Source organism: Shouchella clausii (assembly GCF_002250115.1).
Lineage (GTDB): Bacteria > Bacillota > Bacilli > Bacillales > Bacillaceae_D > Shouchella > Shouchella clausii.
In genome coordinates, this window is the sequence record NZ_CP019985.1 from 2,916,190 (window position 1) to 2,940,704 (window position 24,515).

Below are 24,515 nucleotides of genomic sequence, written 5' to 3' on the forward strand. Positions count from 1 at the left end.
AGAGGCAAGTAGCAAAAAACAGGCACGTGCCTGTTTTTTGCTATATAAGCGGTTAGCGAATGCTTTTTTCTTCAATAATTTCAACATTAAGCTCCATTTCCGTCATAGCAAAGAAGCTAATCGTTTTGACTCGGTATTCGTTGTTGTTGAGCGTGTATGTTTTATTTTCGACTGCGCTTAAGATCACTTCTTTTATGCTTGCGATTGTTTCGATGTTGGTTCCTTGCAAATGGCGCAGTTCCTTTAAAATTTGCTGTTTTAATTCATACACATTCAATTGGCTAAGGTGGTACTTGTCGCTATTCGTCAAGTTGACAGTCACGCTTTGGACAATTAGGTTCTTTAAGTTTTCCTCGTTATGCAACGTGATGTCGTTAATGAGCTGGTCATTCTTTGCTCGTAATTCATTGATAATAATGCTCTGTTTGCCCATCTCATTATACAAGTGATCATACCGTTCGCCGTACTCAGCCAGAAAAAAGCCCCAACCAATCAATGTGCCAATAAGGATACCTGAAAAAAAGCGAAGCCAGCCTCGGTGTTTTCTGTAGTTTGGTATATACATTAGACGGGGTCTCCAACAATCCACCGAAGTAAAATCGTTCCTGATTGGGCGCCGCAAAAAGCAACAAGCAGCATCGCTAGCGTTCGGTAAATGTCTTCATGGACGCCGCTGAACAAGCCCGTTTCAATTTTCGTGATCGCTTCAAAAGAGCCGCCAATCGCTGCGACAATTGCCCATATTTTTAAACTGTTGGAAAGGCTGTAAATTTCAATTAACACCGGTTTGCCGATTAAAAAAGCGCCAATGCCGCCAATTAGCGCTCCGCCGATCATCACGCCGAACGCAATAAAAAAGTTCATGACTAAATGCGCTAGCATTTCCTTTGTCAAAAGCATAGGTTGCTCACCTCGTCCAATAAAGCTTTACTTTCATATATAAGGCCGAGGGCGGGGAATTATGCAGGTCAATTGTGGACAAGTCTGGAAAGTTGCATAGGGCGCCCTTTTCCATTAAAGTCATTTTTATTAAGGATTGTAGCGAAAAATAAGAGGAAGTGGTTTCGTGGATGCCCTGATTACGAATGTTTACAGCGAATACAGCTTACTCCAGTCAACAAACCGGGTGGATGAGCTTGTACAAGCTGCTAAGGAAGCTGGCTACACAGCGCTTTCCCTTACAGATAGACATGTATTATATGGGGCTGTGCCTTTTTTTCAAAGCTGTAAGAAAGCAGGAATCAAGCCGCTGCTTGGCCTCGAAGTGACTGTCCGACTCGAGGAAAAGACAATACCGGTACGGATGGTCGCTAAAAATGAAGAAGGCTATCGCCAACTTGTTGCAAATAGTACATCGCTTGGCTTTCAAACAAAACAGGCGGCGATTGAGCTAGAAACATGGAAAGCAAACAGCACCGCTTGTTTTATTTTTATCCCGAAAGAAGCCTTTATTGCGGCAAAAGGCAATTGGCTGCGCTTTTGGGAGCACCTAGCTGGCGGGCTTGAGGCGTTTATTGAGCTTGCAGGCGGCGAAAGCGACCACGAGTTCGCACAGTTTGCGAACGCCCACCAGATCCCGTGTGTGGCTGCTCCGCCGATCCGGTTTTTGCGCAAAGAGGATGCACCTGTTTACCAACTTGTGCGGGCGATAGGGGCAGGGACGACGACGACTCATCTTGAATTAGAAGAGGGCTGGCAACGCTTGTATCTGCCGACCGCAAACTCGCTGAAAGAACGTTTTCCCGAAAAAGCGCTTCTCCAGGCAAGGGCGCTTGCTGAAAAAGTCGCACCGTATTTGCCCGAAGAAAAGCCGCGGATACCTGCTTACGATGGGCTTACGGTCGAACAAGCAGACAAACGCTTAGAAACGTTATGTCGGCAAGGTTTGAAAGCACGATACAAGGCAGTGTCAATAGAGGCTGAAAGACGGTTGGAACATGAGTTAGCCATTATTGCAGAACGGGGGTATTCCTCGTATTTTTTAATTGTCGCTGACTTTGTCGGCTATGCCAAAAAATCAGGCATTTTAACAGGCCCAGGCAGGGGCTCGTCGGCTAGTTCCATCGTCGCTTATACGTTGTCCATTACCGACGTTGACCCACTAGCCCATGATCTTTTATTCGAACGCTTTTTAAACCCTGAGCGTGCAAGTTTGCCTGATATCGATGTCGATTTTCCAGACTATCGTCGTGATGAAGTGATTGCTTATGTTAGAGAGCGGTTTGGCCATGATCGAGTTGCCCAAGTGTTAACGTTTGGCACGTTTGCAGCACGCGCTGCGATTCGCGACGTTGGAAAGGCGCTGTCGATCCGCCATACTTTTGTGGATCGCGTTGCGAAGTCGTTAACCCCTGCTTCTCTCAGCCTTAGCGAAGCACAGAAAAAAGGCGTCTTTCAAGGCCTTGAATCGCCTGAATTGGACGAGTTGCTTTTTTTCGCTAAGCAAATTGAAGGGTTGCCGAGGCACGCATCGACCCATGCTGCAGGGGTGATTATTAGCGACAAGCCACTCAACGATAAAACAGCGTTGCAGTTAGGGATCGACGGTCATGCAGTGACGCAAGCGGACATGGATAGTTTGGAGCGTCTAGGACTTGTGAAATTTGACTTTCTTGGGCTGCGCAATTTGACGTTGCTTGAACGGATGCTCAAAGTGATTGAACAAGAAGAGGGTGTCGCGCTAAACTTGCAGCACATCCCACTCAATGACAAAGCCACTTTCCAGTTGCTTCAACAAGGGAAATCAACGGGGATTTTCCAACTTGAGTCGGCAGGCATGAGGCAAGTGCTGAAACAGTTGCAGCCAAGCCAGTTTGAAGACATTGTTGCTACAAGTGCTCTTTATCGGCCAGGGCCAATGGCGTTTATTCCAGAATACATCCGTGGCAAACATGGGCACACGCAAGCGATTATCCCCCATGAATCGCTGCGGCCAATTGTCGAGCCGACATTTGGCGTGCTCGTTTACCAAGAGCAAATTATGCAAGTGGTGCAGGCGACGGCCAATTATAGTTTAGCTGAAGCCGATTTGTTCCGGAGGGCCATTAGCAAAAAGCAACATGATGTCATCATTCAAGAAAAACGCCAATTTATTCACCGGGCAGTCGAAAACGGATTTTTGCCCGAAGAGGCAGAGTCTATTTTTTCATTAATTGAGCGGTTTGCCAATTATGGCTTTCCTAAAAGCCATGCGACAGCTTACAGTTTTATTAGCTATTGGCTTGCTTATTTGCGTGTCCATTTTCCAGCTGCCTTTTTTGCTGCGCTCTTTTCCTCTGTTTGGCAAAATCACGAAAAATTGTATTCGTATATAAACGAGGCGAAAAAAGAAGGCATTCATGTGCTGCCTCCGTCTGTTTGCAAAAGCGGTCTGCTATTTGAACTTGAAAATGGTCAAATTCGCTTTGGGCTTTTGCCAATCGCTGGAGTTAACGTCCAAGCGGTCAATGAAATCATAAGCAAGCGGGGAAAAAACAGCGACAGCAACTTGTTTATGTTTTACGCTCGTGTTGCCTCAACAGCTGTCAACCGTCGGGTAATGGAAGCTCTGATTAAAGCTGGGGCATTGGACGAGTTTGGCCAATCGCGAGCGACGCTGCTCGGCAATTTGGATAAAGCAGAAGCTTTTGCTGAGCAAGTCCGTTCGTTTAAAGCATCTTCAGGGGGGCTGTTTACAATCAAGCCTGCCGTTCCAGCTTACTTGGATGTGACGCCGTCTACGAAAATGGAAGATTTAGAAGGGGAGCGTGAAGTGCTTGGCTTTTATTTATCTGGCCACCCAATTGAAAATGAACTAGAGCGGCTAGAACCATTCGGTCGTATCCCTTTAGCTGAATGTATCCCTTCAAGAAAAGCTGTTCGAATCGCCGGAATGGTCATCGATGTAAAAAAAATAGTAACGAAAAAAGGCGAAGCGATGGCCTTTTTGACACTGAGCGACGAATCGGGCGAGTGTAGTTGCGTAGCCTTCCCCCAAGCGTGGAAAGTATACGAAGGGCTGTTCGTCCCCCACGCCTTAGTGTTTTTAGAAGGCGTATTAGAAGAACGGCAAGGAAAAACGCAGTTTATTATCCATAAAGCAGCTGATGTTTTGCAACTAAACAAGAACAAGAAAAAACAAACGCTCTATATTCGTCTAACGGCAGACAAAGATCAGCCGACACGCCTGAGCGACTTAAAATATGTGCTAAGCCAAGATGTCGGTTCGACACAAGTGATTCTTTACAGAGAAAAAGAACAGGCGCGAACCCGCCTTGCAGATGAATACAGCGTCGCCCCAACAAGGAAGACGCTTCAGTTATTAAAACAAATGTTTGGCGAAGAGAATATTGTGCTAAAAAGCGACGAAGAGTAAAGAGAGCCCACCCAAATCAAGATTTTTACGGGAAACCTTTCGCTACCTATTGGCGTTTGGACAGGAGTTGTTTATAATAGGGAGCGTAGAATTGAGTGGTCTGACCAGTGAGCAAAACGAAAAGGAGAGAGATACGTGCCAACGACGAGAGAAGAAGCGCTTCACATGCACCGGATAAACCAAGGAAAACTAGAATCAAAAGCGAAAGTCCCAGTAAAGGATGCCAGAGACTTAAGCTTAGCCTATTCCCCAGGTGTAGCCGAACCGTGCAAAGAAATTTTTGAAGATGTTGAAACGGTGTATGAGTACACGATGAAAGGGAATATGGTTGCTGTCGTCAGCAATGGCACAGCCGTACTTGGCCTCGGCAACATTGGCCCTGAAGCTTCCCTCCCTGTTATGGAAGGAAAAGCGGTTTTATTTAAGTCGTTTGCCGGAGTAGATGCTTTTCCAATTTGCCTCCGTTCGAATGATGTCGATGAAATTGTCAATACGGTGAAGTTGCTTGAGCCGACGTTCGGCGGTGTCAACTTAGAAGATATTGCGGCGCCAGACTGCTTTGTAATTGAAGAGCGGCTAAAAAAGGAGACAAATATTCCAATTTTCCACGATGACCAGCATGGGACAGCGATTGTTACCCTTGCAGGCTTAATCAACGCTCTTAAAATCAGCGGCAAAAAACTGTCAGAAATCAAAGTCGTCGCTAATGGCGCAGGAGCTGCTGGGATCGCCATCATTAAATTGATGCTCCGCATGGGTGTGCGCAACATTATTATGTGCGATACGAAAGGCGCTATCTATGAAGGACGCCCATACGGGATGAATGCAGTCAAAGAAACGGTTGCAAAACGGACAAACATGAATAAAGAAGAAGGCAAGCTTGAAGATGTCATTAAAGGGGCCGACGTGTTTATCGGTGTATCCGTTGAAGGGGCAGTCACAAAAGAAATGGTTGAAAGCATGAATGACAACCCGATTATTTTTGCCATGGCCAACCCTGTTCCAGAAATTATGCCAGAAGATGCGAAAGCAGCAGGTGCTTCGGTTATTGGTACAGGTCGTTCTGACTTCCCGAACCAAGTGAATAATGTTTTGGCTTTTCCAGGAATTTTCCGCGGAGCGCTAGATGCCCGTGCTACCCATATTAACGAAGAGATGAAAGTGGCGGCTGTTTATGCAATTGCCAATTTAGTTTCTGAAGAAGAATTGTCTGTTGATTATGTGATCCCGGCGCCATTTGACTCTCGCGTTGCCCCAGCAGTAGCGGCGGCAGTAGCTAAAAAAGCGATGGAAACAGGAGTTGCCCGCGTAAAAGTAGACCCGGAAGAAGTAGCTGAAAAAACACGGAAATTAGCGATTATTGATTGATTGGGCGCGTGAAAAATGGCAGCTGACCAGCCAAAAAGGTATATAGAAATCATTCGGGCCGTAAGTGAAATGATTCAAAACGATGGCTTAAAAAGTGGCGATAAGCTTCCTTCTGAACGAGAACTCAGCGACCGGCTTGATGTCGGTCGCTCCTCTATTCGCGAAGCCTTACGCGGCCTTGAGCTCCTCGACCTTATAGAAACAAGAAGAGGCGAAGGCACGTTTATGAAGGCGACGTCAAGCTATAAATTGGTCGACCTCTTGCTGTCTTTTGTCCTAAAAGACGAGCAGGCGAGGAAGGATTTGACTGAGACAAGGCGAATTATAGAGTTGGAAGCATTAAAACTCGCATGTGAGCGAATAACAGACGAACAAATTAGGAAGCTCGACACATTGATTTTACGTTCCAAAAAAGAGTGGAACCAAGGAGACTTTCCTGTAGAAGAAGACTATCGTTTTCATAAAACGATTGTAAAATCATGCCAAAACGTCCTGCTGTTCCACATTTGGAAATCACTCGTTGCTTTTAATAAAGAAGCGATCAAGGAATCCCTTGAACGGAGCGGCCGTCCTCCTATATCGATAAAAGAACACGAGCAAATTGTGGAGGCGTTAAAGAAGCGTGATAGTGAGCAGGCGCTAAAAGCGATGCGTCTTCATTTGCAAAATAGCCGATTTTAAGCAAGGTGCCGGCTTTAGCATCAAGTTAGGAGCGAATATCATGTTAAAAGATATGTTCTCAAAGAAAAAAAGGTACGCGACGATTCCCTCTGAACGGGCTAAGCAGGAAGTGCCAGAAGGCATTATGACCAAATGCCCTTCGTGCCGCACGATTATGTATACAAAAGACTTAAAAAAGAACTTGAGTGTTTGCCGGACTTGCGGGCATCACCACCGCATGAGTGCGAGAGAGCGAATTGACTCCATCATTGACGATGGCACATTTAAAGAAGCATTCGCCTCTGTCAAAGGAGGCAATCCACTCCAGTTTCCAAGTTATGAGGAAAAGCTTGAGAGCGACCGTAAAAAAACCGGTTTGAATGAAGCGGTGGTCACTGGTGAAGGAAAGATAAATGGATATCCCGTTGTCATTGCAGTTATGGACCCCAATTTTCGGATGGCGAGCATGGGCTCGGCGGTTGGCGAAAAGCTAACGAGGGCAATTGAATTGGCCACTGAGACGAGCGTTCCGTTGCTTATTTTTGCTGCCTCAGGGGGAGCGCGCATGCAAGAAGGCATGCTCAGCCTTATGCAAATGGCGAAAACGAGCGCCGCCCTTGAGCGTCTGAACCGAGCAGGAGGGCTTTACATTTCGGTTATGACCAACCCGACGACGGGCGGCGTGTCCGCTAGTTTCGCGTCTCTTGGCGATTACAATTTTGCCGAGCCAAAAGCACTGATTGGCTTCGCTGGGAGGCGCATTATTGAACAGACCATTCGTCAGGAACTTCCTGAAGACTTTCAGACAGCAGAATTTCTCTTGGAGCATGGCCAGCTTGATCGTGTCATTCCAAGGCTAGAAATGAAAGAAACGCTGACTAAGCTGTTGGCGATGCATCAGTAACAAAGGGAGGATATAACCATTGTCTTCGGAACAAGAATTTGAAAAACCGGTCATTGAGCTTAGGCAAAAAATTGCCGACCTCCGTGCATTTGCAATGGAGAGGGATTTGGACCTCAGTACAGAAATAAAAAAAATGGAAGCCCGCTTAAGCGAGTTGGAAGAAGAAGTGTACGCCAATTTGCAGCCGTGGGAGCGCGTGCAAATCGCCCGTGACCATGAGCGCCCAACAACACTCGATTATGTGGACGTTTTATTTGAGGACTTTTTGGAAATGCACGGCGATCGGCTGTTTGGCGACGATAAAGCAATTGTTGGCGGCATTGCCACTTATAAAGGCAAGCCGGTAACCGTCATTGGCCACCAACGCGGAAAAGATACAAAAGAAAACATTGTCCGCTATTTTGGCTCTCCACACCCAGAAGGGTACCGCAAAGCGCTGCGCTTAATGAAACAAGCAGAAAAATTCAAGCGCCCGATTATTTGCTTCATCGATACGAAAGGTGCCTATCCTGGAAAAGCAGCAGAAGAGCGCGGCCAAAGTGAAGCAATTGCCCGCAATTTATTGGAAATGGCCGGATTGAAAGTGCCGACAATTAGCATTGTCATTGGCGAAGGCGGCAGTGGTGGCGCTCTTGCCCTCGGTGTAGCTGATGAAATTCACATGCTGGAAAATGCGACATACTCAGTCATTTCTCCTGAAGGGGCAGCTGCGATTCTTTGGAAAGATGCAGGAAAGGCTAAAAAGGCAGCGGAGTCGATGCGGATCACCGCCCCTGACTTATATGAACTAGGCATTATTGATTCAATTATTCCTGAACCTCGAGGCGGTGCCCAGCGTAATTTGCATCAACAAGCAGAAGAAATCGACCGCCTTTTAGAAAAAGCATTAACAAGGCTTGCTGAGAAGCCTGTAGACGTCCTTCTCGATGAACGTTATGAAAAGTTTATGAAAATCGGTCATATCCCCGAGGAAGCGGCAACTACAGGACAATAGGAAGATGGAAGTGCTTTCATTGTTTGAAAGCACTTTTTATTGTGGGACGATACTTGTTTTCGACAAATCAAAGTGGTATCTTTACTTGCAGAGACTGCAGAGAAACACAGCTGCTTTGCTTTGATATGAGTGTGTTAGGAGGATTTGCATTGAAACGGATAGGTGTATTAACAAGTGGCGGGGATTCTCCCGGTATGAACGCGGCCATTCGTGCGGTTGTCCGGAAAGCCATTTTTCATGGTTTGGAAGTGTACGGCATTTCCTACGGGTACCAAGGCTTAATTAATGGCGACATAAAAAAAATGGAGCTTGGTTCTGTCGGTGATATCATTCACCGTGGCGGAACAATGCTTTACACAGCTCGCTGTGAAGAATTTAAAACGTTAGAAGGCCAACAAAAAGGCATTGAACAGCTGAAGAAATTTGGAATTGAAGGGCTAGTCGTTATTGGGGGAGATGGTTCTTACCGTGGCGCTCAACAGTTGACGAAACATGGCTTTCCAACAATCGGCGTTCCAGGGACGATTGACAACGATATTCCAGGCACTGATTTTACAATTGGTTTTGATACAGCATTAAATACAGTCATTGACGCGATTGACAAAATTCGTGACACGGCCACTTCTCATGATCGTACATACGTGATTGAAGTAATGGGCCGCCATGCTGGGGATTTGGCTTTGTGGGCAGGCCTTGCCGATGGTGCAGAGACCATTGTTATTCCTGAGGCTGAGCATAACATGGAGCAGATATTAGCAACGATTAAACGTGGCCAAGAACGTGGCAAAAAGCACAGCATTATTGTCGTCGCTGAAGGTGTCGGTTCAGGCATGGAGTTTGGCGACCGGATCAGCAAAGAAATGAATATGGAAACGAGAGTAACAGTGCTCGGCCACATTCAGCGCGGAGGATCGCCAACAGGGGCAGACCGTGTTTTGGCGAGCAGACTTGGTGCAAAGGCAGTCGATTTGTTGTTAGAAGGCAAGGCTGGCATGACAGTTGGCATTCAAAAAAATGAACTTGTCTATCACCCAATTGATGAAATTTTAGACCGCCCTCACACGATTGATCAAGAAATGTACAAGCTATCTCAGGAATTATCCATTTAACAGCAGCACACCTATAAGGAGGAACGTATGCGTAAAACAAAAATTGTTTGTACGATTGGACCAGCAAGTGAGTCGCTTGAAAAACTAACAGCACTCATTGAAGCAGGGATGAATGTAGCCCGTTTGAATTTTTCACACGGGGATTTTGAAGAGCACGGTGCCCGGATTAAAAACATTCGCGAAGCAGCAAAAAGGACTGGAAAAACGGTTGCTATTTTACTTGATACGAAAGGGCCAGAAATCCGCACACAAACAGTAGAAGGCGGAGCAGTTGAACTTGAGAAAGGGCAAGAGCTCATTGTGTCAATGAATGAAGTCCAAGGTACGAAAGAAAAGATCTCCATTACGTATCCAGGGCTTTGCGAGGATGTAGAAGTCGGAAGTACGATTTTGCTCGATGATGGCTTAATTGGGCTTGAGGTAAAGGAAATCCGCGACACTGAGCTGGTTACGATTGTTCGCAACAGTGGCGTGCTGAAAAACAAGAAAGGCGTCAACGTCCCAAATGTCAGCGTCAACCTACCGGGGATGACTGAAAAAGATGCAGCCGACATTGTATTTGGGATTGAGCAAAAAGTCGACTTTATAGCCGCCTCCTTTGTGCGCCGCGCTTCTGATGTTCTAGAAATCCGCGAGCTCCTTGAAAAACATGGCGCTGCGGATACAGCGATTATTCCGAAAATCGAAAACCAAGAAGGCGTTGACAACATCGACGAAATTCTTGAAGTATCGGACGGCCTTATGGTCGCACGGGGAGACTTAGGCGTAGAAATTCCAGCAGAAGAAGTACCGCTTGTGCAAAAGCAGCTCATTAAAAAATGCAATGAGTTGGCTAAGCCGGTCATCACGGCGACGCAAATGCTTGATTCCATGCAACGCAACCCGCGTCCTACCCGAGCTGAAGCAAGCGACGTTGCCAACGCTATTTTTGACGGGACAGACGCCATTATGCTTTCTGGGGAAACCGCTGCTGGTGATTACCCTGTAGAATCGGTGCAAACGATGCACAATATTGCCGAACGAACAGAACAAGCCCTCAATTATGAAAACATGCTGCGTCGGAAAAGCAAAGAAGTGAAAACATCGATTACAAGTGCAATTGGCCAATCCGTTGCTTACACAGCCTCAAACTTGAATGCTGCTGCGATCTTAACAGCGACAGAAAGCGGCTATACAGCACGGATGACATCGCGTTTCCGGCCGAAATCGCCGATCTTGGCTGTAACGAGCAATGAGCGCGCCTACCGGAGAATGGCGCTTGTGTGGGGCGTTACGCCAATACTTGGAAAACAAGCAAACACAACTGACGAAATGTTAGATCGTACGGTTGAAGCGGCTGTCGCTACAGGAGTAGTGAAACAAGGTGACCTTGTTATCATTACGGCTGGTGTTCCTGTTGGGGAGTCAGGCACAACGAATTTAATGAAAGTCCATATGCTTGGGGAAGTTGCAGCAAAAGGACAAGGCATCGGACGACGCTCTGCCTCAGGAAAAGTCGTTGTTGCCCGTGACGCAAAAGAAGCGATTGCAAAAGTAACGGAAGGCTCTGTGCTTGTAACGAAATCAACCGATAAAGACATGATCGAAGCGTTCGAAAAAGCTGCTGCTGTCGTGACTGTAGAAGGCGGTCTTACATCCCATGCAGCCGTTGTTGGTTTAAACTTGAGCACGCCTGTTATCGTTGGAGTAGCCAACGCTCTTGAACGTTTCCAAGACGGCGATGAAGTGACTGTGGATTGCATTAGCGGAAACATTTACAGCGGCCAAGCCCGTGTATTATAATGGAAGAATCAAACTGACTGATAGAAAATGCTTGGCAAACAATGATGTATGCGAGCGTTTGTCTACAGTCTGAAAAGGAGAGGTGAGCCTCTCCTTTTTTACAGTCGGCAAAGGTGGTACGAACAATGAAGAAATCGATTGTCGTCGTTGCGATCGCGATTCCTGTATTGGAACTATTTATCATTACGGCCTTTGTCAATTGGCTAGGCATATGGCAAACGCTGCTTCTTATGTTTGCCACGTCCATACTAGGCTTTGTTTTTGCCAGAAAGCAAGGGATGCAAGTGTACCGTCTTGCTCGTCTGCAAATGCAAAACAGCCAAATCCCAAGCCATGCTTTGCTCGATGGTTTGTGCATTTTGTTTGGTGGCATTTTACTTGTCATGCCAGGTTTTTTAACCGACGTCATTGGTTTATTTTGCCTTATTCCATGGACGCGCGCGATTGTAAAAGCACTTTTGCTGAAAATCGTTCATAGCAGCATGACAAAAGGGAACTGGACCGTGATCAAACGGCGCTAAGTTTGTCTGAATCTGTGGGATATAGCCGAATTTGCAAAACTGTGTTATGATATGAATTGCCTAGTTTAAGCTGGAGGAGAAACCATTGTTATCTCAGAGTACCTTGTTTTTGCTGCTATTAATGGCTATAGCCCTTATTGCAAAGAACCAATCTTTAATCATCGCTATTTCCGTTTTGTTACTTATAAAATGGACAGGGCTTGGAGATAAAGTGTTTCCTCTCATGCAGGCAAAAGGAATCAACCTTGGCGTCACCATTATTACCATAGCTGTCCTTGTGCCGATTGCTACAGGGGATATTGGGTTCAAACAGCTGGGAGAAGCAACAAAATCATTGTATGCATGGGTTGCGCTTGGCAGCGGCATCGCTGTTGCGCTCGTAGCTGCAAGTGGGATTGACTTGCTGAAAAACGATCCGCATATTACAGCTGCCCTCGTACTTGGCACCATCGTCGCTGTTTCTTTTTTAAACGGCGTTGCGGTCGGCCCTTTAATTGGTGCAGGCATTGCTTATTTGACGATGCGCGCTATCCAATACATCGCCCAACTATGGGGATAAGTGTCACGGCCGTATCATCCTTTACGACGTTTTTCGTAACCGCTTTACCAGGCGTTGTGCGCGAAGGGATCATATTTAGAGAAAAGGAGAGATAAAGGTGACTACAACTCGCGGTTTAGAAGGTATTGTGGCAACACAATCGAGCGTCAGCTCTATTATTGATGATGAATTAACGTACCATGGTTATGGCATTGACGACCTGGCCGAAAATGCCAGTTTTGAAGAGGTCGTTTATTTGCTGTGGAATGGTGAATTACCTACGAAAGAAGAATTGGAATCGTTTTCAAAAGAGCTTGCTGAACAAGCGGGCGTACCCGATGAAATTTTCGCACAAATGAAAGCCTATCCAATTGATAGCGTCCATCCAATGGCTGCCCTGCGTACATCTGTTTCGATGCTAGGTTTGTTTGATGACGAAGCAGAATCAGTCGAGGAAGAAAAGAATTACCGCAAAGCGATTAAACTTCAAGCAAAAATTCCTACAATTGTCGCCGGCTTTGAGCGGATCCGTTCTGGCAAAGAACCGATTGCTCCAAACAAGGAGTTATCGTTTGCAGCGAATTTCCTATACATGTTAACGGGCGAAAATCCAGATGCGATTTCAGTAGAAGCTTTTAATAAAGCGCTTGTGCTCCATGCGGATCATGAACTGAACGCCTCAACGTTTACGGCGCGTGTTTGTGTGGCTACGCTGTCTGATATTTATTCAGGCATTACAGCGGCGATCGGGGCATTGAAAGGACCACTACATGGCGGTGCAAATGAAGGCGTCATGAAAATGCTCCTTGAAATCGAAGAATTTGACCGAGTGGAACCGTATATCCAGAAAGCGCTTGATAATAAAGAGAAAATCATGGGCTTTGGCCATCGTGTATATAAAAATGGCGATCCACGGGCCAAGCATTTGCGGGAAATGTCAAAACAACTAACAGACGTTATTAAAGAATCAAAATGGTACGACATGTCTTTGCGGATTGAAGAATTGGTCACCGATCAAAAAGGCTTGCTGCCAAACGTTGATTTTTATTCAGCGACTGTATACCATAGTCTTGGGATTAAACATGATTTGTTCACGCCGATTTTTGCGATCAGCCGCACGTCTGGCTGGATTGCCCATATCCTCGAACAGTATGCAAACAACCGCCTGATTCGTCCGCGTGCTGAGTATGTTGGCCCGAACAAACGCAGCTACAAACCAGTAGAATCACGATAGTCCTAGGCGGAGGAAACTCCGTTCTACATAAACATCTTTAGGAGGTTTTATCATGGCAGCAGAAAAAATCCAAACTCAAAACGGTGTTTTAAACGTTCCAAACGAGCCAATCGTTCCATTCATTGAAGGCGACGGTACAGGCCCAGACATTTGGGCAGCAGCCTCTCGTGTTCTTGATGCTGCAGTTGAGAAAGCATACAACGGCGAGCGCAAAATCCACTGGAAAGAAATTCTTGCCGGAGAAAAGGCGTACAACCAAACAGGAGAATGGCTTCCAGCAGAAACGCTTGACGCTGTCCGCGAGTATTTAATTGCGATTAAAGGACCTTTAACTACGCCAATTGGCGGCGGCATTCGCTCATTAAACGTAGCACTCCGCCAAGAGCTTGATTTGTTCACGTGTCTCCGTCCAGTCCGTTATTTTACAGGAGTGCCATCTCCAGTGAAACGTCCTGAAGATACGGATATGGTCATCTTCCGGGAAAATACAGAAGACATTTATGCAGGGATTGAATTTAAAGAAGGCTCTGACGAAGTGAAAAAGCTTATTGCCTTTTTGCAAGATGAGCTTGGTGCAACCAATATCCGTTTCCCTGAAACTTCCGGCATTGGCGTAAAGCCTGTATCGAAGGAAGGCACAGAGCGCCTCGTCCGTTCTGCCATCCAATATGCGCTTGATGAAGGCCGCAAGAGCGTTACGCTTGTCCATAAAGGCAACATCATGAAATTTACGGAAGGCGCGTTTAAAAACTGGGGTTACGAACTGGCTGAGCGTGAGTTCGGCGATAAAGTATTTACATGGGCTGAATACGATAAAATTGTGGAAGAAAGTGGCCGCGAAGCTGCCGATAAAGCGCAAAGCGAAGCAGAAGCTGCTGGCAAAATCATCGTGAAAGATGCAATTGCCGACATTTTCTTGCAGCAAATTTTGACTCGCCCGAAAGAGTTTGATGTCGTTGCGACGATGAACTTAAACGGCGATTACATTTCCGATGCTCTTGCTGCCCAAGTAGGCGGAATCGGCATTGCTCCAGGAGCAAACATCAACTATGATACAGGTCATGCCATTTTTGAAGCGACACATGGCACAGCGCCAAAATATGCAGGACTCGACAAAGTTAACCCTTCCTCAGTCTTGTTGTCAGGAGAACTGCTTTTGCGTCACCTTGGCTGGACAGAAGCAGCAGACTTGATTATGGCATCAATGGACAAAACGATTGCCAGCAAAGTTGTTACCTATGATTTTGCCCGCTTGATGGATGGCGCAACAGAAGTGTCTTGCTCAGGATTTGCAGACGAATTGATCAAAAATCTATAAATCTATTTCGTGATAAGCAGATGGACTACACACGTTGAGGAGTGTTTGGCATGGCAATTAAACGAAGAAAAATTTCTGTAATCGGCGGTGGCTTTACAGGGGCTACCACTGCGCTTATGGTCGCCCAAAAAGAGCTAGGGGATGTTGTTTTATTGGATATTCCAAACATGGAAGGTCCTACGAAAGGAAAGGCCCTTGATATGCTTGAATCGACACCTGTCCAAGGCGTCGATTCAACGATCACGGGTACCTCTAGCTACGAAGATACGAAAGATTCGGATGTCGTTGTCATTACGGCTGGCATTGCGCGCAAACCAGGAATGAGCCGTGATGATCTTGTAGCCACAAATGCAAAAATCATGAAGTCTGTTACACAAGAAGTTGTTAAGTATTCGCCTAACAGCTATATTATCGTTTTGACCAACCCGGCTGACGCGATGACTTATACGGTTTATAAAGAATCTGGCTTTCCGAAAAACCGTGTCATCGGCCAGTCTGGCGTTCTTGACACAGCACGTTTCCGCACGTTTGTGGCCCAAGAACTAAATGTCTCCGTAGAGGACGTCACTGGTTTTGTTTTAGGCGGCCATGGAGATGATATGGTGCCGCTTATCCGCTATTCAGCAGCGGGCGGTGTGCCGTTAACAAAACTGATCGCTCCAGAACGGATTGAAGAAATTGTTGAACGCACCCGCAAAGGTGGCGGCGAAATCGTCAGCTTGTTAGGAAATGGCAGCGCCTACTACGCGCCAGCTGCTTCGCTTACACAAATGGTGGAAGCGATCTTAAAAGACAAAAAACGCATTATCCCAACAATTGCCTACCTCGAAGGCGAATATGGCCAACATGACCTGTACTTGGGCGTACCGACCATTCTTGGCGGTGACGGCATTGAGAAAGTCATAGAGCTCGACTTGACAGAGGAAGAAAAGGCACAACTAGACAAATCGGTGCAATCCGTTCGCAATGTAATGGCGGCATTGCCAGCGGAGTAATAGGAAAGCAGAGGCTATCCCAAAAGCCTAAAAAATGAACAATGGGAGTAGAGATTTGACATAAGCTCTACTCCCATTTTCTTGAGCGATTGTTTTTCTAGCGATGTTGTTTTGCTTGGCATACCCGTGTGGGTTTGATTATTTGGCAATGGTTTTGCATTTCCCGTACAGCCTGCTTTGCACGGACCATTCCGATTCATAAATCAGCTAATCCGTGTCGATCTGTACGTCGGCTATAGACTATAGCCACGCAATGGTTAGCCAACATTAATAAAAGTGGTTTTCGAGCATGCTTATAAATGTGGGCTGCTCTTTTTCACGTCATGCATTGTTGTCATCCTATCACCTTCGATCGGGCTATTATTGAATAAGACATTTAAAGAGTTTTGCTTACCAACTAGAAGGATGTTGTGATTTATGGTTTAATGAATGAAGTGTTTACTATTCATTTTGATTCAATTTGAAAAAGGTGACTGAAATGGATAAAATGGATCGCGATATTCTGAAGCTGTTGCAGGAGAATGCGCGAATGACAATCAGTGAATTATCAAAAGAATTGTCGCTAAGCCGCCCTAGCATGTCGGAAAGGCTGCTGCGGCTTCAAGAGAAAGGCATTATTGAAAATTTCACGACACGCGTCTCACTGAAAAAAATTGGCAAAGATATACTATTGCTGATCCAAGTCAGTGGTTTAAAAGTGCCTGTTGCGGAATTTGAAGAAATGGTGCGACAGGAGCATGACATTATTGAATGCCACCGGGTAACAGGGGAAGTGAGCTACTTTATTAAAGCGGCTGTATCAGATGTAGGCAGCATGAGAAAATTAATTGACCGCCTTATTCCGTATGGAACGATCAATACGTCTACTGTATTAAATTCCCCGGTGCCTTATCGGATTATTTTGCCTGATGAAGAGGGATATGAGTAAAAAGTTTGCTATACTAGCATTATAAAGAGAGAGACCGTTCAAATCAAAAAGTTAGGAGTGTAGGAAGCACCTATGGCAAAGCGGATACTCGTAGTTGATGACGAACCGTCCATCTCGACGCTCTTGCAATACAATTTAGAGCAAGCGGGCTTTGAAGTCGAAACCAAATTGGATGGCCAAGCAGGTTTTGACCGAGCAAAAGAAGCAGATTTTGACCTCATTATCCTGGACCTCATGCTCCCTGGAATGGATGGCATGGATGTATGTCGGCAGCTAAGACAAGAACAAATTTTTGTGCCGATTCTCATGCTTACCGCCAAAGATGATGAGTTTGATAAAGTTCTTGGCTTAGAACTTGGGGCTGACGATTATATGACAAAGCCGTTCTCGCCACGGGAAGTGACCGCGCGGGTGCGGGCAATCCTTCGTCGAATTGAACAAACAGGCGGAGCCGTAGCGAAGAATGAGCAAGGAAAAGGCAAAAGCATTCAAATTGCCGATTTGACGATTTACCCGCAAAACTACGAAGTTTATGTTAAAAAAGAACTGCTCACATTAACGCCAAAAGAATTTGAACTGCTTGTTTATTTGGCAGACCATAAAGGGCGGGTGCTTACACGAGATCAGCTTCTGAACGCTGTATGGAACTATGAATTTGTTGGCGATACGCGAATTGTGGATGTGCATATTAGCCACCTCCGCGACAAGATTGAGCCTAATTCTAAAAAACCAGTCTATATTAAAACGATTCGCGGCCTTGGCTATAAGCTAGAGGAACCGGCAAAGAATGAATAAACTCCGCAACCGTTTTATTTTCAGCATTATGCTCGTTATCACGCTTGTTCTCCTAGTATTAGGATTAACGCTTGGTTCCTGGTCAAACGAGCGCTATGTTGACTTTGTTTCAGAGCGTGTTAAAAATGAAGCCGCACTGGCCGTTTGGGCAGTTATGCGCGAGGGCTATCCAAGTGGCGCGCAAGCCCAGCAAATTGCAGAAGAAATTGGTGCTGAAATTGAAGCACGGCTAACGATCATTGATGCTGAAGGGAACGTCATTGGCGATTCATGGGCTGATCCGAAAAAAATGGAAAACCATCTCGATCGTCCAGAAATCCAGCGAGCTCGCCTCGATGATGAATTGGAGTTGCGCTTTAGTGAAACGATTGGTGAAGAATTGCTTTATTACGCACTTCCTTTAGAAGAAGGCAGGGAAATGTTCGGCTATGTCCGTGTCGGTGTGTCTGTAGAGCCATTGAACCAAATGAATCGGACGGTATGGACGGTTATTGGCGTCAGCTTTTTAGGAGCATTCATTTTTATTTTGTTTTTAATTACACGCATTACCAAACAAATTATCCATCCAATTGACCAAGCGACCAAAGCGGCTATTCGCCTAGCTGAGGGTGATTATCAGACTAGGACGTATGAAGATCACCATAAAGAACTTGGGCTGTTAGGCCGTTCTATTAATGCGCTTGCGTATAACTTGGAGCAATTATCAAGACGCCACCAGGCACAGCAAGACCGAATGGCTGCGCTCATTGACCATATGGGAAGTGCGCTCTTGTTTATGAATGTTCGTGGCGATGTGGTGCTGCTGAACCAAACGACGGAGCAAGTTTTTGAAGTCGATAGCAGTGATTGGCTTTCAAAACCATACTACCATGTATTTCCGAGCCAACCCCTTATCCAGTTTGTGCAATTGGTTTATATGACAGAGAAGAAACAGCGAAGTCTAATCGAATGGACGAAGCATTTTTCAACTCGCGTCTATGATGTATACGGCGCACCGGTGATGGCAGATTCAGGTAGGCTCAGAGGTGTAACGCTTGTCATGCATGACATTACTGAACAGAAAAAGCTAGAGCAAGTTCGCAAAGACTTTGTTGCCAACGTTTCCCATGAGTTAAAAACGCCCGTTACATCGATTAAAGGTTTTGCAGAAACGCTCCTTGACGGGGCTATAGACGATCCTGTGCTTTCGAAACAGTTTACGGAAATCATATGGAAAGAAAGCGACAGGCTGCAAATGCTGATCGTCGATTTGTTGGAGCTGTCGAAAATTGAGAATGCCCAGTTTAAGCTTGATTTGGAAGACATGTCACTGAAAGACATTACGGAAGATGTGTTTGAACTAGTGCGGGGCAAAGCTGAAGAAAAAGACATGCACTTGCATATACAAGAACAAGGCAGCTCCGTGATTGAAGGGGATTGGCAACGGCTGAAGCAAGTCGTTTTGAACCTAGTTTCCAATGCGATCGCCTATACGCCATCAGGCGGCCATGTAACGGTCACACTCAAAGAACAAAGGGACGCTGTTGTTCTAAAAGTGCAAGATACAGGAATTGGCATCGACCCAAAAGAAACATTGCGGATTTTTGAACGTTTTTACCGAGTTGACCGGGCGAGAAGCCGCAATTCGGGAGGGACGGGTTTGGGCCTTGCAATCGTTAAGCATTTGGCCGAAGCGCACCATGCAAAAATAGAAGTGCAGAGCGAAGAGGGCAAAGGAACCGAGTTTTCCTTGACGTTCCCAAAAAAACAGCCAAGAACACTTTAACAAAATCTTTACACAATGTTCATCAAGGCTTAATGGGGCGCGCTTACACTAAGGGAGAACGGTCAGTAATGAGATCGGTATCCCTCTTCCGATCAGCCCTTTTTAAAAGGCAAGAGTTTCACTCTTGCCTTCTTTTTGGTTGGCTAAACACGTATCCTGCGTTCTCATATAGCAACTAGCCTCGAATCATCAGCAATTCTTTCTGTCTCCCTGCGTACGTTCGTTCGCATATGCTTTTTTCTTTTCCAGTGACTATGGTACAATATGAATACATGTATAGATCGAGAAAGGGGCTCTCCTGCTTGAAAAAATTAGTGCTTATTGACGGCAACAGCATTGCTTACCGTGCATTTTTTGCGTTGCCGCTTTTAAATAATGAAAAAGGCGAATATACAAATGCCGTCTACGGCTTTACGACCATGTTGCTGAAAGTTCTCGAAGACGAAAAACCGACCCATATGCTCGTCGCCTTTGATGCAGGAAAATCGACGTTTCGCCATCAGACGTATGCAGCTTATAAAGGCACGAGGCAGAAAACGCCATCAGAGCTATCTGGGCAAATTCCAATGATTCACCAAGTGCTAGATGCGTTTTCGATTAAGCGTTATGAAGTAGACGAATACGAAGCAGACGACATTATCGGCACGGCGGCAACGAATGCAGCAAAAGAAGGTTTTGACGTTGTCGTCATTACAGGTGATAAAGATTTGCTTCAATTGGTTGATGACCGTGTTGAAGTCGTGCTGACGAAAAAAGGCATTTCTGAAGTCGATCGCTATAATCGCGAGAAAGTGGCTGAACGCTACGGGCTTGAACCGAAACAAATTATTGATTTAAAAGGGTTAATGGGCGATTCGTCTGATAACATTCCAGGTGTTCCCGGTGTAGGTGAGAAAACAGCGCTAAAATTGCTTGCTGAATTCCACGACGTAGAAACGGTGCTTGATTCGATTGATGCGATCTCTGGGAAAAAGCTGAAAGAACGTCTCCAAGAGAATAAAGACCAAGCCCTCCTTAGCAAAAAACTCGCCACAATTGCCCTTGACGTGCCACTTGCCGAAACGCTTGACTCGTTCGAGTATGGCGGATATGAGTATAAACAAGTTAAAGAAGCGTTTAAAGAGCTGTCTTTTCATTCGTTGCTTAGCCGCATTGACGCTAACGGCGATGAAGAAAGTGCGCCGCAGCAATTGACGGAACTGGATTTTGACATCGTTGAAGAACCGTTGCCTGAACATTTTTCCAGCCCATCAGCTTTAGTCGTCGAAGTGTTAGCGGAAAACTACCATCAAGCCGAAATTGCCGGTATAGCGGTGGCGAACGAGAAAGGCTGCTTTTATTTCCCGACTGAGAAAGCAGTGAAGTCAGACGCGTTTAGGGCATTTGCCCGTTCGCAAGAAAAAAAGAAATGGCTGTTTGACGCAAAGCGTGCTGTCGTCGCTTTAGCCTGGCATGGGGTTGACTTAAACGGCGTTGATTTTGACTTGCAAATGGCTTCCTATTTGCTCGATCCATCGCTGTCATCCCATGAAATTAGCGATATTGCTACCCGTAAAGGGACAGGTGGCGTGGCTGAAGATGAAACTGTATACGGCAAAGGAGCCAAGCGCTCTCTTCCAGAAGAGACCGCCCTTGCCGAACATCTTTGCCGTAAAGCCAATGCCATGTTTACGTTAAAAAGCACATTAGAAGATGAACTAGCGCAAAATGAGCAGCTTGAATTGCTCAAGAAGTTAGAAATGCCTTTGTCTGTTGTGCTTGGCCGTATGGAAAAAGAAGGTGTCTGTGTCGACCGAGAACAACTTGAGGAAATGGGCAAAGATTTATCGGACCGTCTGAACACTCTAGAAGGGGCGATCCATAAAGAAGCTGGAGAACCATTTAATATTAATTCACCGAAACAGCTTGGCGTTATCCTGTTTGAAAAATTAGGATTGCCGCCTGTGAAAAAAACAAAAACGGGTTATTCCACTAGTGCTGATGTATTGGAAAAACTTGCAGGCACACACCCAATTATTGAACATCTTCTCCTTTACCGGCAACTTGGCAAACTCTATTCAACATACATCGAAGGGTTGCTTAAAGTGATCGATAAGGAAACAGGCAAAGTCCATACCCGCTTTAATCAAGCTTTAACGCAAACGGGACGCCTTTCTTCGACAGACCCGAATTTGCAAAACATTCCTATCCGTCTAGAGGAAGGAAGAAAAATCCGCAAAGCATTCGTTGCCTCAAAGGAAGGCTGGAAAATGGTTGCGGCTGATTACTCGCAAATTGAGCTGCGTGTCCTCGCCCATATTTCTGGCGATGAACGAATGAAGGAGGCGTTTTTAACTGGGATGGACATCCATACAAAAACGGCAATGGATGTTTTCCATGTAGAACGCGAAGAAGTAACAGATTTGATGAGAAGGAGCGCGAAGGCCGTCAATTTTGGGATTGTCTACGGCATAAGCGATTATGGGCTCTCACAAAGCCTAGGCATTACGAGAAAAGAAGCGAAAGACTTTATTGACCGCTATTTAGCAAGTTATCCACAAGTAAAAGCTTATATGGAAAATGTGGTGAAAGAAGCAAAGGAAAAGGGGTATGTCCAAACACTGCTTGCGAGAAGGCGTTATTTGCCTGAACTGAAAAGCCGCAATTTCAACCAGCGCAGTTTTGCAGAACGGACAGCGATGAACACACCAATCCAAGGGACCGCAGCTGACATTATTAAACGGGCGATGGTGCAAATGAGTGAAGCGTTAGAGGAAACAGGACTTAAAGCAAACATGTTGCTCCAAGTCCATGACGAACTCATTTTTGAAGTGGCGCCTGACGATGTGGAACCGTTAAAAGAGCTTGTCACAGAAGTAATGGAACAGGCGCTTGAGCTTGATGTGCCTTTACAAGTGGATGTCTCTAGCGGAAATTCATGGTTTGACGCGAAATAAGGAGAAGAGAAATGCCAGAATTACCGGAAGTAGAAACGGTACGCCGAACACTTTTGCAGTTGGTTAAGAACAAGACCATTGCGGACGTCGACGTCGGCTGGCCGAAAATGATTAAGGAACCAGATGATGTAGAACGTTTTGTACAGCTATTAAAGGGGCAAACAATCGAAGACATTGGGCGCAGAGGCAAATTTTTGCTGTTTGTGCTGAACGACTATGTACTTGTCTCCCATTTGCGGATGGAAGGACGCTATGGTTTGTATCAACCAACTGACGAAAAAACGAAGCATACGCATGTCGTGTTTTCATTTACAGATGGGTCTGAATTACGTTATGCGGATGTGCGCAAATTCGGTACGATGCATTTGTTTGCTAAAGGGGCCGAACACGTTGCCATGCCCCTTGCCCAGCTAGGCGTTGAACCTTTTTCCGAACAGTTTACGGTCGAATTGCTGGAACAAGCGTATGCAAAAACCACAAGAGCGATTAAAACAGCATTGCTTGACCAGAAAACAGTCGTCGGGCTCGGCAATATTTATGTCGATGAAGCGCTCTTTCGTTCAGGGATCCATCCTGAGCGGACGGCCTCGTCACTGTCGAAGGAAGAGTATCAGAACCTTCATAAGGAAATTAAAAGAACGCTTAAAGAAGCGATTGAGGCAGGGGGCAGCTCGATAAAATCGTATGTAAATGGCCAAGGGGAAATAGGCATGTTCCAACAACAGCTCCATGTTTATGGCCGTAAACAACAACCGTGCCATCATTGCGACACAGTGATTGAAAAGATAGTCGTTGGCGGGCGCGGAACCCACTATTGCCCTAATTGCCAACCACGGTGGTGAACAATGACAAAGTCCTTTCCATATACTAATGGCAACGAACATTAGACGGGAGGGGCTTCTATTGGCAACATTGGTTATGCTGGCCGCAGCAGTTAGCCTTGATAGTTTTGGCGTCGGGTTTGCCTATGGCACTCGTCGTATCAAAATACCACTTATATCGCTTTTATTTATTGCAGCTTGTTCAGGTGTCTCTATTTTAATCGCTATGTCAGTTGGTTCAGCCTTTTCGATGTGGTTGTCGCCTGATGTGGCCGAATTGCTCGGGGCGATCATTTTAATAGGCCTTGGCTGTTGGGCTGTTTATGCAGCATACCGGCCGAAAAAAGAGCGAAGGCCGAGTGTTAAACAGACGAAAATGGATTTTACGATTCGCTTATTCGGGTTTGTTATCCATATTTTACGGGAACCGGAAAGCGCCGACATCGACCGTTCCGGCACAGTGACTGGAAAAGAAGCCCTTTTACTTGGCCTCGCCCTATCACTTGATGCCTTTGGCGCTGGGATTGGCGCTGCGTTAATGGGCCTTTCCCCTCTTGGCCTTGCTACATGTACGGCTATTTTAAGCGCCTTGTTTGTCACACTAGGAATGACGTTCGGCTACCGGACAGCACGGTTGAAGTGGGTGCAGAAAATGGCCTTCATTCCAGGTTGCTTGCTGCTCATTATCGGCGTGATGAAATTGTAGGAGGAGCATGTACTTATGAGAATTGGCTTAACTGGCGGGATTGCCAGCGGGAAATCGCTTGTGGCAACCTATTTGGAGAAACAGGGCATTCCGGTTGTTGATGCAGATAAACTTGCACGTCAGGTTGTAGAGCCTGGCGAGCCGGCGCTTGCCCAAATCGTCGCGACATTTGGCCAAAACGTTCTCCAGACTGACGGCACGTTAGACCGGAAACAGTTAGGGGCGATCATTTTTGGTGATGAACAAAAAAGGAAGCAGTTGAATCAAATCGTTCATCCAGCTGTACGGCAATTGATGAAAAAACAGGCCGAACTATACGAACAAAGGGGCTACACTCGAGTTGTTCTCGACATTCCCTTGTTATACGAAAGCAACTTGTTTCATATGGTCAACCAAGTTTGGCTCGTTTATGTAGACGAAGCAACTCAGCTTCGGCGTTTGATTGAGCGAGATGGCTTAACTGAAACAGAGGCAAATCAACGAATTGCTGCGCAAATGCCATTAACCGCCAAAAAAGCACAGGCCGACGTGCTCATAGACAATAATGGAACGAAGGAAAACACCTATCGACAAGTAGACAATGCGTTGGCTAAGACCGCCCACGAATAGGCGGTCACAGACTGAAGACAAGCGCTCGCATACGTCGTTGCTCACCTCGTCTGACAAACGCTTTCTTTCAGTCTGGACAGTTGTCGACTCTGTCGACAACTTAAGACCGCCATTGAATAGGCGGTCTTTTTTGTGCCTAAATTGAAATTGGTTCACGTTTTTGGTTTATTTATGTTAT

The 24,515-nt window shown here is 45.9% G+C and carries 21 protein-coding genes; 19 read left to right on the forward strand and 2 right to left on the reverse strand.

Annotated features, from left to right (window positions below):
• Window positions 1–52: 52 nt before the first annotated feature.
• On the reverse strand, window positions 53–565 hold the full coding sequence (gene ytrI, locus BC8716_RS14015) for a sporulation membrane protein YtrI (RefSeq protein WP_011247569.1): 513 nt from the start codon (window positions 563–565) through the stop codon (window positions 53–55).
• Window positions 565–900: a YtrH family sporulation protein gene (locus BC8716_RS14020; RefSeq protein WP_011247568.1), complete on the reverse strand. Its 336-nt coding sequence runs from the start codon at window positions 898–900 to the stop codon at window positions 565–567. The genes ytrI and BC8716_RS14020 overlap by 1 nt, the downstream gene beginning before the upstream one ends.
• A gap of 166 nt (window positions 901–1,066) precedes the next feature.
• On the opposite strand from BC8716_RS14020, the gene BC8716_RS14025 reads away from it, so the two are divergent.
• The 19 genes from BC8716_RS14025 (at window position 1,067) to coaE (ending at window position 24,337) form a co-directional block, all read left to right on the forward strand.
• The gene (locus BC8716_RS14025; protein ID WP_157730445.1) at window positions 1,067–4,354 is read left to right on the forward strand and encodes a DNA polymerase III subunit alpha; all 3,288 of its coding nucleotides are present in this window, start codon (window positions 1,067–1,069) and stop codon (window positions 4,352–4,354) included.
• A 165-nt stretch (window positions 4,355–4,519) separates the two neighbouring features.
• Window positions 4,520–5,722, forward strand: a complete 1,203-nt coding sequence (gene ystJ / locus BC8716_RS14030; protein ID WP_169716013.1) for an NADP-dependent malic enzyme — start codon at window positions 4,520–4,522, stop codon at window positions 5,720–5,722.
• Window positions 5,723–5,737: 15 nt separating this feature from the next.
• Entirely contained in the window at window positions 5,738–6,403 is a 666-nt protein-coding gene (locus BC8716_RS14035; protein WP_094426625.1) for a FadR/GntR family transcriptional regulator, read from the forward strand.
• Window positions 6,404–6,443: 40 nt separating this feature from the next.
• Complete coding sequence (accD, locus tag BC8716_RS14040) at window positions 6,444–7,286, forward strand: acetyl-CoA carboxylase, carboxyltransferase subunit beta (RefSeq protein WP_094426627.1); 843 nt, start codon at window positions 6,444–6,446, stop codon at window positions 7,284–7,286.
• A gap of 19 nt (window positions 7,287–7,305) precedes the next feature.
• Window positions 7,306–8,280 carry an acetyl-CoA carboxylase carboxyl transferase subunit alpha gene (accA, locus tag BC8716_RS14045; protein WP_094426629.1) on the forward strand — a complete coding sequence of 325 codons (975 nt, stop codon included), beginning with the start codon at window positions 7,306–7,308 and terminating at the stop codon, window positions 8,278–8,280.
• Between the two features lie 149 nt (window positions 8,281–8,429).
• Window positions 8,430–9,389: a 6-phosphofructokinase gene (pfkA, locus tag BC8716_RS14050; RefSeq protein ID WP_094426631.1), complete on the forward strand. Its 960-nt coding sequence runs from the start codon at window positions 8,430–8,432 to the stop codon at window positions 9,387–9,389.
• A gap of 27 nt (window positions 9,390–9,416) precedes the next feature.
• Window positions 9,417–11,171 (forward strand): pyruvate kinase, encoded by a 1,755-nt coding sequence (gene pyk / locus BC8716_RS14055; protein WP_094426633.1) that lies wholly within the window; start codon window positions 9,417–9,419, stop codon window positions 11,169–11,171.
• A 125-nt stretch (window positions 11,172–11,296) separates the two neighbouring features.
• Window positions 11,297–11,692, forward strand: a complete 396-nt coding sequence (locus BC8716_RS14060) for an FxsA family protein (protein ID WP_062749738.1) — start codon at window positions 11,297–11,299, stop codon at window positions 11,690–11,692.
• An 85-nt stretch (window positions 11,693–11,777) separates the two neighbouring features.
• Window positions 11,778–12,251 carry a DUF441 domain-containing protein gene (locus tag BC8716_RS14065; protein ID WP_011247559.1) on the forward strand — a complete coding sequence of 158 codons (474 nt, stop codon included), beginning with the start codon at window positions 11,778–11,780 and terminating at the stop codon, window positions 12,249–12,251.
• A 97-nt stretch (window positions 12,252–12,348) separates the two neighbouring features.
• Window positions 12,349–13,464, forward strand: a complete 1,116-nt coding sequence (gene citZ / locus BC8716_RS14070; RefSeq protein WP_094426635.1) for a citrate synthase — start codon at window positions 12,349–12,351, stop codon at window positions 13,462–13,464.
• 49 nt (window positions 13,465–13,513) lie between these two features.
• A complete protein-coding gene (gene icd, locus BC8716_RS14075; RefSeq protein ID WP_375071261.1) occupies window positions 13,514–14,782 on the forward strand; it encodes an NADP-dependent isocitrate dehydrogenase in 1,269 nt (422 codons plus the stop codon).
• Between the two features lie 50 nt (window positions 14,783–14,832).
• Window positions 14,833–15,777, forward strand: coding sequence for a malate dehydrogenase (mdh, locus tag BC8716_RS14080; protein WP_094426639.1), 945 nt, complete (start codon window positions 14,833–14,835; stop codon window positions 15,775–15,777).
• Between the two features lie 478 nt (window positions 15,778–16,255).
• On the forward strand, window positions 16,256–16,705 hold the full coding sequence (locus tag BC8716_RS14085) for an Lrp/AsnC family transcriptional regulator (RefSeq protein WP_094426642.1): 450 nt from the start codon (window positions 16,256–16,258) through the stop codon (window positions 16,703–16,705).
• 72 nt (window positions 16,706–16,777) lie between these two features.
• Entirely contained in the window at window positions 16,778–17,500 is a 723-nt protein-coding gene (locus BC8716_RS14090; RefSeq protein WP_011247554.1) for a response regulator transcription factor, read from the forward strand.
• Window positions 17,493–19,265 (forward strand): two-component system histidine kinase PnpS, encoded by a 1,773-nt coding sequence (gene pnpS / locus BC8716_RS14095; protein ID WP_094426644.1) that lies wholly within the window; start codon window positions 17,493–17,495, stop codon window positions 19,263–19,265. The genes BC8716_RS14090 and pnpS overlap by 8 nt, the downstream gene beginning before the upstream one ends.
• A gap of 272 nt (window positions 19,266–19,537) precedes the next feature.
• A complete protein-coding gene (gene polA, locus BC8716_RS14100; RefSeq protein ID WP_094426646.1) occupies window positions 19,538–22,201 on the forward strand; it encodes a DNA polymerase I in 2,664 nt (887 codons plus the stop codon).
• An 11-nt stretch (window positions 22,202–22,212) separates the two neighbouring features.
• Window positions 22,213–23,043: a DNA-formamidopyrimidine glycosylase gene (gene mutM / locus BC8716_RS14105; RefSeq protein ID WP_063609046.1), complete on the forward strand. Its 831-nt coding sequence runs from the start codon at window positions 22,213–22,215 to the stop codon at window positions 23,041–23,043.
• A 61-nt stretch (window positions 23,044–23,104) separates the two neighbouring features.
• The gene (gene ytaF / locus BC8716_RS14110; RefSeq protein WP_082111911.1) at window positions 23,105–23,728 is read left to right on the forward strand and encodes a sporulation membrane protein YtaF; all 624 of its coding nucleotides are present in this window, start codon (window positions 23,105–23,107) and stop codon (window positions 23,726–23,728) included.
• A 15-nt stretch (window positions 23,729–23,743) separates the two neighbouring features.
• Complete coding sequence (coaE, locus tag BC8716_RS14115; RefSeq protein ID WP_063609048.1) at window positions 23,744–24,337, forward strand: dephospho-CoA kinase; 594 nt, start codon at window positions 23,744–23,746, stop codon at window positions 24,335–24,337.
• Window positions 24,338–24,515: the final 178 nt, after the last annotated feature.

Coding starts and splice junctions, on each gene's coding strand:
- mutM (WP_063609046.1), top strand. CDS start 22,213: ATGCCAGAATTACCGGAAGTAGAAACGGTACGCCGAACACTTTTGCAG.
- BC8716_RS14035 (WP_094426625.1), top strand. CDS start 5,738: ATGGCAGCTGACCAGCCAAAAAGGTATATAGAAATCATTCGGGCCGTA.
- polA (WP_094426646.1), top strand. CDS start 19,538: ATGTATAGATCGAGAAAGGGGCTCTCCTGCTTGAAAAAATTAGTGCTT.
- pyk (WP_094426633.1), top strand. CDS start 9,417: ATGCGTAAAACAAAAATTGTTTGTACGATTGGACCAGCAAGTGAGTCG.
- ytrI (WP_011247569.1), bottom strand. CDS start 565: ATGTATATACCAAACTACAGAAAACACCGAGGCTGGCTTCGCTTTTTT.
- accD (WP_094426627.1), top strand. CDS start 6,444: ATGTTAAAAGATATGTTCTCAAAGAAAAAAAGGTACGCGACGATTCCC.
- BC8716_RS14020 (WP_011247568.1), bottom strand. CDS start 900: ATGCTTTTGACAAAGGAAATGCTAGCGCATTTAGTCATGAACTTTTTT.
- mdh (WP_094426639.1), top strand. CDS start 14,833: ATGGCAATTAAACGAAGAAAAATTTCTGTAATCGGCGGTGGCTTTACA.
- BC8716_RS14085 (WP_094426642.1), top strand. CDS start 16,256: ATGGATAAAATGGATCGCGATATTCTGAAGCTGTTGCAGGAGAATGCG.
- BC8716_RS14090 (WP_011247554.1), top strand. CDS start 16,778: ATGGCAAAGCGGATACTCGTAGTTGATGACGAACCGTCCATCTCGACG.
- coaE (WP_063609048.1), top strand. CDS start 23,744: ATGAGAATTGGCTTAACTGGCGGGATTGCCAGCGGGAAATCGCTTGTG.
- BC8716_RS14060 (WP_062749738.1), top strand. CDS start 11,297: ATGAAGAAATCGATTGTCGTCGTTGCGATCGCGATTCCTGTATTGGAA.
- pnpS (WP_094426644.1), top strand. CDS start 17,493: ATGAATAAACTCCGCAACCGTTTTATTTTCAGCATTATGCTCGTTATC.
- ystJ (WP_169716013.1), top strand. CDS start 4,520: ATGCACCGGATAAACCAAGGAAAACTAGAATCAAAAGCGAAAGTCCCA.